Raw genomic sequence first — 10,777 nt, 5'->3', positions numbered from 1 at the left:
GGCGATCTTGCGGCTGCGCGAGCCGGAGCCGGTCGCGGGCGTGACCGTGATGGTGGTCGCCGGCATCGGCATCCTCATCAACGGTTTTACCGCGCTGCTGTTCGCCAGCGGGCGCAAGGACGACATCAACATCGAGGGCGCCTATCTGCACATGGCGGCCGATGCCGCGGTCTCGCTCGGTGTCGTGATCTCGGCGGCGCTGATCATCTGGACCGGCTGGCTCTGGCTCGATCCCGTCACCAGTCTCGTCATCTGCGTCACCATCCTCTGGAGCACGACCAGCCTGCTCCGCAGCTCGATCGACATGTCGATGGCGGCCGCGCCCAAGGGCACCGACATCGCCGCAATCAAGCTGTTCCTGCTGGAACGGCCCGGCGTGTCAGGCATTCACGATCTCCACGTCTGGCCGATCTCGACCACCGAGACGGCGCTGACCTGCCATCTTGTCATGCCGACCGGCGCCGGCGATGCTTTCCTGATGGAGACGGCCGAGCTGCTGAAGGCCTCGTTCCGCATCGGCCACACCACGCTCCAGATCGAGACGCATCCCGACAATGGCTGCGCGCTGGCGCCGGATCAGGTGGTGTGAGGGCCAAGGATCCGTCCAGATCGTCATTGCGAGCGCAGCGAAGCAATCCAGAATGTCTCCGCGGCGACAGTCTGGATTGCTTCGTCGCAAGAGCTCCTCGCAATGACGGGGGATAGAGCGGCCCCCTACGCCGCCTTCGCCGTCACGATCCAGATCGCGCCCTGGAGCGCCACGCTCTGTCCTTTGAGGAACGGCGTCAGCATCTCGCGGATCGAGGCTTTTGCGGCCGCATATGTCTCCGGCGGATGGCCCTGGAGCGCGCGGCTGGCGGGGCCGATCTGGAGCGCGCCGTCGACGGCGGCATCGAGGCCGCCGCCGATGGCGACGTCCATCGGCAGGTTCTGCGGCTCCATCGCGACATCGACGAAGCCGGCGCCCTTCAGAATGCGCGTCACGCGCTCCTCTGACGCGAAAGCAAATGGTCCCGGCTCTTCCGGCCCGACCGACGGCATCTTCGGCACGTGTTTGTAGACCGCCATCAACGGCGCCATCATCCACGGATTTTCCTTCGGCTCGCGCCAGCACGCAAACGCCAGCCGCCCGGACGGCTTCAGCGCCCGGCGGAGGTTGGTGAAGGACGCGATCGGATCGGCGAAGAACATCACGCCGAAGCGCGAGGCAAGCAGGTCAAAGCTCGCCGGCTCGAACGGATAGACCGTCGCATCCGCGAGCACGAAATCGAGCGGCAGGCCTTTCGGCGCAAACGCGCGGGCCTGCGACAGCATCGGCTCGGACACATCGAGGCCGAGTGCGAAGCCGTCGGGCGCGACGGCCTTTGCGAACGCGAACGTCGTCGCGCCGGAGCCGCAGCCGACATCGAGGACGCGCTCGCCCGGCTTCGGCCTGGCACGCGCGATCAGCGCATCGGCAATGGGGCCAAGCAGGCTCTCCTGCGCCGCGTGGCGATCGGCCCAGCGCTGTCCGCTTGGTCCGTTCCAGTAGGCGATCTGGTCGGCGTTCTCTGCGTGTCCGGCTGGTTGTTCCATTGGAGGCCTCCCGTTCGGCGGCCCGCTTGGGCTGGCCTGCGAAGCCATCGCCCGCGACGCGAACAAAGGCTGGTGGGCGGTCACGGATTCGAACCGCGGACCCTCTCGGTGTAAACGAGATGCTCTAACCAGCTGAGCTAACCGCCCCTCGCCGCCTCTTTATCCCCACCCGCCCCGTACGGGCAAGTCCGGAACGCCGATCCCCGCGCCCTCAATCCCCCGGCCGGCCCGGCAGCAGCGGCACCGCGTCGATCCACACCGCCGCCGATTGGCACCAGATCTGCCGGACAGGCCGCAATTTGTCGCGCTGGCGGATGCTGCCCCAGCGGATGCCCCAATCGTCGGCCTGGTCGCCCTCGCCGCTGGTGAACAGCGGGGAACCGCAGTCGGCGCAAAAGTGCTGGAAGCGCATCCGGCCGTTGTCGCCGCGCTTGCCATAGACCTTGGGCGTGCCTGCGGTGAGCCTGACGTCGGCCTTTGTGCAGATCGCGGTCACCCGGAACGGTGAGCCCGTCAGGGCCTGGCAGTCGCGGCAATGACAGACCGACACCGTCTCCGGGTCGATCTCGGCCTCATAGGTGATCTGCCCGCAATGGCACTGCCCGTCGATCTGCATGGCCCTCGCTCCCCTGCCCCTCAAACAAAAACGGCGCCCGAAGGCGCCGTTTTATCATGTTTTTCGAGCTGCGATCTCAGTGAGCGGTCAGGCCGCCGGCGGCTTCGTCGCCGTCCGACTTCACCGTCACCTTGGTGTCTTCTTCCCAGACGATCGGCACCGGCTTCTTCACCAGCGCCTTGGCGACGACGTCGTCCAGACGCGACACCGGGATGATCTCCATGCCGCCCTTGATCGCATCGGAAATCTCCGTGAGATCCTTGGCGTTGTCCTCGGGGATCAGCACCGTCTTGATGCCGCCGCGGGCCGCAGCCAGCAGCTTCTCCTTCAGGCCGCCGATCGGCAGCACGCGGCCGCGCAGCGTGATCTCGCCGGTCATCGCGACATCGTGGCGGACCGGGATGCCGGTCATGACCGAGATGATCGCGGTGGCCATCGCCACGCCGGCGGACGGGCCGTCCTTCGGCGTCGCGCCCTCCGGCACGTGCACGTGGATGTCGCGGCGGTCGAACAGCGGCGGCTCGATGCCGTAGACGATCGCGCGCGAGCGGACGTAGGACGCCGCCGCCGAGATCGACTCCTTCATTACGTCGCGCAGATTGCCCGTGACCGTCATCTTGCCCTTGCCGGGCATCATGACGCCTTCGATGGTCAGAAGCTCGCCGCCGACATCGGTCCAGGCAAGGCCGGTGACGATGCCGACCTGAGGCTCGCTCTCGATCTCGCCGAAGCGGTACTTCGGCACGCCGAGCAACTCTTCAAGAGTCTTCTCGGTGACCTTGACCGACTTCTTCTTGGAGATCATCAGCTCCTTCACCGCCTTGCGGGCGAGTGTGGAGAGCTCACGCTCCAGGTTGCGCACGCCCGCTTCGCGGGTGTAGCGGCGGATCAGCAGCAGCAGCGCGTCGTCGTCGATCGAGAACTCCTTGGAGTCCAGGCCATGCTTGGACACCGCGTTCGGGATCAGATGCTTGCGCGAGATCTCGACCTTCTCGTTCTCGGTGTAGCCCGCGATCCGAATGATCTCCATGCGGTCCATCAGCGGTCCGGGAATATTGAGCGTATTCGCGGTCGTGATGAACATCACGTTGGACAGATCGTAGTCGACCTCGAGATAGTGGTCGTTGAAGGTGCCGTTCTGCTCGGGGTCGAGCACCTCGAGCAGGGCCGAGGACGGATCGCCGCGGAAATCGGCGCCCATCTTGTCGATCTCGTCGAGCAGGAACAGCGGATTGGAAGACTTCGCCTTCCGCATCGACTGGATGATCTTGCCGGGCATCGAGCCGATATAGGTGCGGCGGTGACCGCGGATCTCGGCCTCGTCGCGCACGCCGCCGAGCGAGACGCGCACGAACTCGCGCCCCGTCGCCTTCGCGATCGACTTGCCGAGCGAGGTCTTGCCGACGCCGGGAGGACCGACGAGGCACAGGATCGGCCCGGTCAGCTTGTTGGCGCGGGACTGCACCGCGAGATACTCGACGATACGTTCCTTGACCTTCTCGAGCCCGTAGTGATCGGAGTCCAGAATGGCCTGCGCCGCTTCCAGATCCTTCTTCACCTTGGACTTCTTGTTCCACGGAATCGACAGCAGCCAATCCAGATAGTTGCGCACGACGGTCGCTTCCGCGGACATCGGCGACATCTGGCGCAGCTTCTTCAGCTCATGCTGCGCCTTCTCGCGCGCTTCCTTGGAGAGCTTGGTCTTGGCGATCTTCTCTTCGAGATCGGCGAGCTCGTCGCGACCGTCGTCGTCGCCGAGTTCCTTCTGGATCGCCTTCATCTGCTCGTTGAGATAATACTCGCGCTGGGTCTTCTCCATCTGGCGCTTGACGCGTGAGCGAATCCGCTTCTCGACCTGCAGCACCGAGATCTCGCTCTCCATCAGGCCCAGCACCTTCTCCAGGCGCGTGGTGACGGACAGCGTCTCCAGGATTCCCTGCCGATCCGCGATCTTGACGGCGAGATGCGAGGCAACGGTGTCGGCGAGCTTGGCGAAATCGGTGATCGCCTGCACGACACCGACGACTTCGGCCGAGATCTTCTTGTTGAGCTTCACATAGCTCTCGAAGTCGGACACGACCGAGCGCGCAAGCGCTTCGGCCTCGACCGATTTCGCATCGGTGTCGGCGAGCGCGATCGCGGTCGCTTCATAGTACTCGCTGCGATCGGTGTATTTCTGCACGCGCGCACGCTCGAGCCCTTCGACCAGCACCTTCACGGTGCCGTCGGGAAGCTTCAAGAGCTGGAGCACGCTGGCAAGCGTACCGGTCTCGTAAATGGCATCGGGCGCCGGATCGTCGTCGGACGCGTTCTTCTGCGTGGCGAGCATGATCAGCGCGTCGTTCTTCATCACCTCTTCGAGCGCGCGGATCGACTTCTCGCGGCCGACGAAGAGCGGAACGATCATGTGCGGGAAGACGACGATGTCGCGCAGCGGCAGCACGGGATAGGCGTGCGTTTCGCCATGGACGATGGTTGGCCGGGGTTTTGGATTGGTCATGGCCTTTTCCTTTTGCTTTGCCCCCTCACACGCAGTCCGCCATGCTCATGCGCAACCGCCACAAGGTGCCGAGGTGATCCAAAAATCCGGTCTACCATTCGAAGGTTGGACCGGGCTTGCCGGATCGGAACTGAGGCGAATCTTGAACAGAATTCTCGCTCGCCGCCGACATTAGGTGGCTATCGACCGGGGGGGTGTCAAGTCATTGAAAGACGCGCGCCATCAGGCGCTTACGCACACGGGTAAGCGACGCAACAGCGGCTGCGGAGGAGATGTCCGCAGCCGTCACTTCTCTGGACGATTGGAGCGTTCCAGCGCCGAGAAAATCAGGCGCTGGCATTCTCGACGGCGCGATCGGTCCGATCGGCGTAGATGTAGAGCGGACGGGCCGTACCCTCCACGACTTCGCGGGAAATCACGACTTCTTCCACACCTTCGAGGCCGGGCAGATCGAACATGGTCTCGAGCAGGATCGCCTCGAGGATCGAACGCAGACCACGCGCGCCGGTCTTGCGCTCGATCGCCTTGCGGGCGACCGCGCCAAGCGCCTCGTCGGCGAAGGTCAGCTCGATGTTCTCCATCTCGAACAGGCGCTGGTACTGCTTCACCAGCGCGTTCTTCGGCTCGGTCAGGATCTTCTTCAGCGAGACCTCGTCCAGATCCTCGAGCGTCGCCACGACAGGCAGACGGCCGACGAATTCGGGGATGAGGCCGTACTTCAGGAGATCCTCGGGCTCAACGTGACGGAAGATCTCGCCGGTCCGGCGGTCTTCCGGTGCCATCACCTGGGCCGCGAAACCGATCGAGGTCGAGCGGCCGCGCGCCGAGATGATCTTGTCGAGGCCGGCGAACGCACCGCCGCAGATGAACAGGATGTTGGTGGTGTCCACCTGCAGGAACTCCTGCTGCGGATGCTTGCGGCCGCCCTGCGGCGGGACCGAAGCCACCGTGCCTTCCATGATCTTCAGCAGGGCCTGCTGCACGCCCTCACCCGACACGTCGCGCGTGATCGAGGGATTGTCGGACTTGCGGCTGATCTTGTCGATTTCGTCGATATAGACGATGCCGCGCTGGGCGCGCTCGACATTGTAGTCGGCGGCCTGGAGCAGCTTCAGGATGATGTTCTCGACGTCCTCACCGACATAGCCGGCTTCGGTCAGCGTCGTCGCATCCGCCATCGTGAACGGCACGTCGAGGATGCGGGCGAGCGTCTGCGCGAGCAGCGTCTTGCCCGAACCGGTCGGACCGATCAGCAGGATGTTCGACTTCGCAAGCTCGACGTCGTTGTGCTTGGTCTGGTGGTTGAGGCGCTTGTAGTGGTTGTGCACCGCGACCGACAGGACCTTCTTCGCATGGCTCTGGCCGATGACGTAATCGTCCAGCACCTTGCAGATTTCCTTCGGCGTCGGAATCCCGTCGCGCGACTTGACCAGCGAGGATTTGTTCTCCTCGCGGATGATGTCCATGCAGAGCTCGACGCACTCGTCGCAGATGAAGACCGTGGGACCCGCGATCAGTTTGCGGACTTCGTGCTGGCTCTTGCCGCAGAACGAGCAATATAGCGTGTTCTTGGAGTCGCTCGTGCCGACCTTACTCATTCATGTCTCCGTCCGCGGTTCGATCCCGTTCCGCTCGATCGCCCCATCCCGACACATCGATCGGTATGAAGCTCAAATAGAGCAAATTCCGTACCAAAAAAGACCCTACGCGTTACATCCCGTGCGAATCACGGTCACTCGATTCTCCGCGATCATAGCCGATCATTCGTAGCCAACCATGCTGTCACCCGACTATCAAGAATTCGCTAATCGGGGGTCGACGGCTACCCGTGACAATACCGTGATTTCCGGTCTTGGCACGGGCGAAGTGATCGAAATCACCCCGCCGTTGCTGGATTGCCACGAAAAACAAGCACGAAAGCGGAACTTTCTGCCTGCCGCAGGGCGCAAAACAGGGTCTTGCGACGCGCTCGCGTGTCCTAAACGTGAACGCTTCCCTGAAGGTCCCCGGCGATCCCGAGAGATCGCCGTAACAGACCAGTAGTGCTACGGGGCCTTCGTCGGCGCCGGCTCCTCGGCGCGCTTGTCGATGACCTTGTCGACCAGGCCGAACTCCTTGGCGTCGTTGGCGGTCAGGAACTTGTCGCGTTCCAGCGCGTCCTCGATCGTCTTGTAGGTCTGGCCGGTGTGCTTCACGTAGATCTCGTTGAGCCGCTTCTTCAGGTTCAGGATTTCCTGGGCGTGCAGCATGATGTCGGTGGCCTGGCCCTGGAAGCCGCCGGAGGGCTGGTGCACCATGATGCGCGCGTTCGGCAGCGAGAAGCGCATGTCCTTCTCGCCGGCGCAGAGCAGCAGCGAGCCCATCGACGCGGCCTGGCCGGTGCAGAGCGTGGAGACCGGCGGGCGGATGAACTGCATGGTGTCGTAGATCGCAAGGCCCGACGTCACCACGCCGCCCGGCGAGTTGATGTACATCGAGATTTCCTTCTTCGGATTTTCCGCCTCAAGGAACAGCAGCTGCGCGACGACCAGCGTCGACATGCCGTCCTCGACCGGGCCGGTCAGGAAGATGATGCGCTCCTTCAGCAGGCGCGAGAAAATGTCGTAGGCGCGCTCGCCACGGTTGGTCTGCTCGACCACCATGGGCACGAGGTTCATGTAGGTTTCAACCGGATCGCGCATGAGTCACCTGGGGTTTTAGGAGGCGGACATCGCCGGTCCTGGCTGCCATTTTGGCTGGATTTGCCGGAAGGCCGATGAACGCCCGTGATGCAGGAAGTTGGTAGAGGTAGAACGCTTGGCTTGGGTACGGGGTGTACCGACAGATATAGCCCAATTCACGCCAGACAAGTGCGGAGCGAATTAAGGCTTAATCCACGGGGCAGTTGAAGCTGATTCTCGCAAAAAGGCCCAGCCAGCCACATGGCTAGCCGGGCCTGATCGCGGATCATCCTTAATAGAAGGCTGCCGTCTCAACGCCCTCAGGCGGCGGTCTTTTCCGCCTCGTCGTCCTTGTAGAGGTCCTCGCGCGAGACCTTCTTCTCGGTCACGTTGGCGAGCTCGAGGATGAAGTCGACGACCTTGTCCTCATAGATCGGTGCACGAAGCTGGGCCAGAGCCTGGGCATTGCTGCGGTAATAGTCCCAGACTTCCTTCTCGCGGCCGGGCATCGAGCGCGCACGCTCGATCACGGCGCGGCCGACCTCGTCGTCGGTCACGGTGATCTTGTTCTTCTCGCCGATCTCGGAGAGCACGAGGCCGAGGCGCACGCGGCGGTCGGCGATCTTGCGGTATTCTTCCTTGGCGGCGTCCTCGGTGGTGTCCTCGTCGGCGAAGGTCTTGCCGGCGGAATCCATCTCGGCCTTGACCGAGTTCCACATCAGGTTGAACTCCTCGTCGACGAGCGACGGGGGCGCCTCGAAGCGATGCGCCTCGTCGAGGCGGTCGAGCAGCGCGCGCTTGACGCGCTGACGCGTCGCACCGGCAAACTCGGCAACCAGGCGCTCGCGCGCGGCTTCCTTCAGCTTGTCGAGCGATTCGAGGCCCAGCGTCTTGGCGAACTCGTCGTCAATCGCAACGTCCTGCGGTGCCTCGATCGAGGTCGCGGTGGTCTCGAACTCGGCCGGCTGGCCGGCGAGCTTCTCGCTCATGTAGTTCTTGGGGAACGACACTTTCAGCGTGCGCGTCTCGCCCGTGCCGATGCCGATGAGCTGCTCCTCGAAGCCGGGGATGAAGGTGTTGGAGCCGATCACGACCTGGATGCCCTCACCCGTGCCGCCCTCGAAGGCTTCACCGTTGATGGTGCCCTTGAAGCTGATGGTGACGCGGTCGCCCGACTCGGCCTTGGCGCCGTCGGCCTTCGCGGCATAGCCGCGGTTGGTGTCGGCGATGCGCTTGATGGCCTCGTCGACGTCGGTGTCGGCGACCTCGGCGACGGGCTTCTCGACCTGGAAGCTCTTGAAGTCGGCGAGTGCGATCGCGGGCACCACCTCGATCGCGACCGTGTAGGTCAGATCGGTCTTGCCGTTCAGCAGTTCCTCGACCTCGGCCTGCTCGCTCGGCATGGTGATCTTCGGCTCGGTCGCGAGCTTGAAGCCGCGCTCGGAGAACAGCTGCGTATTGGTGTCGCGGATGGTCTGGTCGATGGTCTCGGCCATCACCGAACGGCCATAGACCTTCTTCAGATGGGCGACCGGCACCTTGCCGGGACGGAAGCCGTTGATGCGAACCTTGTCCTTGAGGTCGACGAGCTTGGCACCGGCCTTGGCGTCGAGATCAGACGCGGGAACGCTGATCTTGAACTCGTGCTTCAAACCTTCCGAGAGGGTTTCTGTGACCTGCATGGCGTCCAATCTTCTTCTCGTTCGGTCCCGGCACGTCGCGCGTCGGGACGCTGTCATTAATCGATCCGGCGCGAGGCAAACGCCTCAACGCCGGCGGTTCATCGAACCCGGCCCCGACGGAAAAGCATCCGCGCGGAGCAAGGCCCCTCAGTAATCCGTGCAAACGCTGAAAGCGCTTGGTGCGGGCGGAGGGACTCGAACCCCCACGACTTTCGTCACTGGAACCTAAATCCAGCGCGTCTACCAGTTCCGCCACGCCCGCGTAATTTGCATCAAGACCGGCCGCGATGCCGCGGGCGGCGGGCTTATAGCATGTGCCCGCCTGTTCGCAGCAAAAAAATGGCCTGATCGAGGCAGGCTCCAAGTCGGCACGATGGCTGGACTTATCCACCGCGGCGTGGTCCGGATCAGCCCCATGAGACCGCGGATTTTTACCCCTGATCGACGCGAGGTTTTGGCCGGGCTTGGCGCCTCCCTTGGCGCCTCTCTTGGCGCGTCGGCAGCCGGGCTGATGGCGGGCGGCGCAACCCCGGCCGGGACCGCGCAGCTTGCCCTTCAGGCAAGGCCGGCAACGCTGCCCCTCAGGCCGGGTCAGCCGGCGACGCCAATCTGGGAGCTGGCTGCCGTAAGCCACATTGGGGACGTCCGTCTGAAGCGTTTCGACCGCTGCGAGGTCGTCTTCCGGAACAACCTGCCTGTGCCGCTTGCACCAGTCTGGTACGGCCTGATTGCCCCGGCCGTGACCGATCCGCTGCGGGGCCGCGCGCCGACGGCCCCGGACACGACGGAAATATCAACGATTTCAATACCAAATGCAGGAATCCTGCTGGCCGACTTCAGGCTCTTCGAAGATGGCCAGAAGCAGCCCGCGCGCCCGCTGCCGATCATCGCGGCCGAGAGCAGCCGGGTCCCCGTCGATCGCGACGTGGTGCTGCTGATCGAGGAATGGCGCCTGCGCCCCGATGGGAGCGCGCTCCCGCCGGGCCGTGACCCCAAGGACACCAGCCCGCTCTATACGATCAACGGGCAAACTTCATTCGAACTCTCAGCGTCGGCCGGCGAACGGCTGCGGCTGCGCTTCATCAACGGCTCGCAACGCTCTGTTCTGGCGATCAAATTGGAGAACCACGAGGTCCAGGTGATGGCGCTGGACGGGCAGCCGGCCGAGCCGTTCCCCGCGCGCAACGGCGCCCTGGTGCTGGCGCCTGGAGCACGTGCCGACGCCTTCGTGGATGCGGCCACATCGTCGCCATTCCTGCTCCATGACGGCAAGGTGGCGCGCCAGATCGGAAAGCTGGCGGTCTCAGGCAAAGTGGAGCGTGTGCCGCTGTTGCCGCCACAGCCTCTTCCCCTGAACGACCTTCCCGAGAAGCTCGATCTCAAAGGCGCCCTGCGGTTCGATGTCGCGCTCGGTGTAGCCGAGGCCGGCTGGACCCGGCCTGCCAGCTTCTCCGCCTCCTCCGCCCCCGCCTTTCGCGCCAGGACGGCCCGCACTGTCGTGCTGGCCCTGAAGAACCCCAATCCCACCGCGACCGTGTTCCACCTGCACGGCCACCATTTCCGCCTGCTCGACAAGCTCGACGACGGCTGGAAGCCCTATTGGCTCGACACGCTCGCGATCGAGCCCGGCCAGACCCAGCGCATCGCGTTCGCGGCGACCTCACCCGGACGCTGGCTGATCGAATCCGTCTTGACCGACTGGGCCGCGCCGCGGCTGGTGCGCTGGTACGCCGTAGAGTGAACG

The 10,777-nt window shown here is 64.1% G+C and carries 8 protein-coding genes and 2 tRNA genes; 2 read left to right on the top strand and 8 right to left on the bottom strand.

All coding sequences use genetic code 11. The features are described 5' to 3' along the window. A partial coding sequence (locus PMI42_RS21655; protein ID WP_008137996.1) for a cation diffusion facilitator family transporter occupies window positions 1–589 on the top strand: 589 nt, incomplete at its 5' end. Between the two features lie 125 nt (window positions 590–714). Here PMI42_RS21655 and PMI42_RS21650 read toward each other — a convergent pair. From PMI42_RS21650 to PMI42_RS21615, 8 genes are all read right to left on the bottom strand, one after another. Next, window positions 715–1,575 carry a class I SAM-dependent methyltransferase gene (locus PMI42_RS21650; protein WP_008137994.1) on the bottom strand — a complete coding sequence of 287 codons (861 nt, stop codon included), beginning with the start codon at window positions 1,573–1,575 and terminating at the stop codon, window positions 715–717. Between the two features lie 70 nt (window positions 1,576–1,645). Then, window positions 1,646–1,722, bottom strand: a tRNA-Val gene (locus PMI42_RS21645). A 64-nt stretch (window positions 1,723–1,786) separates the two neighbouring features. Continuing rightward, complete coding sequence (locus tag PMI42_RS21640; protein WP_008137992.1) at window positions 1,787–2,191, bottom strand: GFA family protein; 405 nt, start codon at window positions 2,189–2,191, stop codon at window positions 1,787–1,789. A 76-nt stretch (window positions 2,192–2,267) separates the two neighbouring features. Beyond that, complete coding sequence (gene lon, locus PMI42_RS21635; RefSeq protein WP_008137989.1) at window positions 2,268–4,691, bottom strand: endopeptidase La; 2,424 nt, start codon at window positions 4,689–4,691, stop codon at window positions 2,268–2,270. 326 nt (window positions 4,692–5,017) lie between these two features. Continuing rightward, window positions 5,018–6,289 carry an ATP-dependent Clp protease ATP-binding subunit ClpX gene (clpX, locus tag PMI42_RS21630; protein WP_008137988.1) on the bottom strand — a complete coding sequence of 424 codons (1,272 nt, stop codon included), beginning with the start codon at window positions 6,287–6,289 and terminating at the stop codon, window positions 5,018–5,020. A gap of 447 nt (window positions 6,290–6,736) precedes the next feature. After that, window positions 6,737–7,372 (bottom strand): ATP-dependent Clp protease proteolytic subunit, encoded by a 636-nt coding sequence (locus PMI42_RS21625; RefSeq protein WP_008137987.1) that lies wholly within the window; start codon window positions 7,370–7,372, stop codon window positions 6,737–6,739. Between the two features lie 299 nt (window positions 7,373–7,671). Next, window positions 7,672–9,033, bottom strand: a complete 1,362-nt coding sequence (gene tig, locus PMI42_RS21620) for a trigger factor (protein WP_008137985.1) — start codon at window positions 9,031–9,033, stop codon at window positions 7,672–7,674. A gap of 177 nt (window positions 9,034–9,210) precedes the next feature. Further along, a tRNA-Leu gene (locus PMI42_RS21615) sits at window positions 9,211–9,295 on the bottom strand. Window positions 9,296–9,448: 153 nt separating this feature from the next. Between PMI42_RS21615 and PMI42_RS21610 the strand changes: the two genes are divergently transcribed. Further along, on the top strand, window positions 9,449–10,774 hold the full coding sequence (locus tag PMI42_RS21610) for a multicopper oxidase domain-containing protein (RefSeq protein WP_008137983.1): 1,326 nt from the start codon (window positions 9,449–9,451) through the stop codon (window positions 10,772–10,774). Window positions 10,775–10,777: the final 3 nt, after the last annotated feature.

It is taken from the genome of Bradyrhizobium sp. YR681 (assembly GCF_000282615.1).
Lineage (GTDB): Bacteria > Pseudomonadota > Alphaproteobacteria > Rhizobiales > Xanthobacteraceae > Bradyrhizobium.
The sequence above is the reverse complement of the archived record's forward strand: the minus strand, read 5'-3'. Positions and strand labels throughout refer to the sequence as shown.

What these genes read in the sequence shown, in the direction of transcription:
- PMI42_RS21640 (WP_008137992.1), bottom strand. Translation starts at nt 2,191, where the DNA reads ATGCAGATCGACGGGCAGTGCCATTGCGGGCAGATCACCTATGAGGCC.
- tig (WP_008137985.1), bottom strand. Translation starts at nt 9,033, where the DNA reads ATGCAGGTCACAGAAACCCTCTCGGAAGGTTTGAAGCACGAGTTCAAG.
- PMI42_RS21610 (WP_008137983.1), top strand. Translation starts at nt 9,449, where the DNA reads ATGAGACCGCGGATTTTTACCCCTGATCGACGCGAGGTTTTGGCCGGG.
- PMI42_RS21650 (WP_008137994.1), bottom strand. Translation starts at nt 1,575, where the DNA reads ATGGAACAACCAGCCGGACACGCAGAGAACGCCGACCAGATCGCCTAC.
- clpX (WP_008137988.1), bottom strand. Translation starts at nt 6,289, where the DNA reads ATGAGTAAGGTCGGCACGAGCGACTCCAAGAACACGCTATATTGCTCG.
- PMI42_RS21625 (WP_008137987.1), bottom strand. Translation starts at nt 7,372, where the DNA reads ATGCGCGATCCGGTTGAAACCTACATGAACCTCGTGCCCATGGTGGTC.
- lon (WP_008137989.1), bottom strand. Translation starts at nt 4,691, where the DNA reads ATGACCAATCCAAAACCCCGGCCAACCATCGTCCATGGCGAAACGCAC.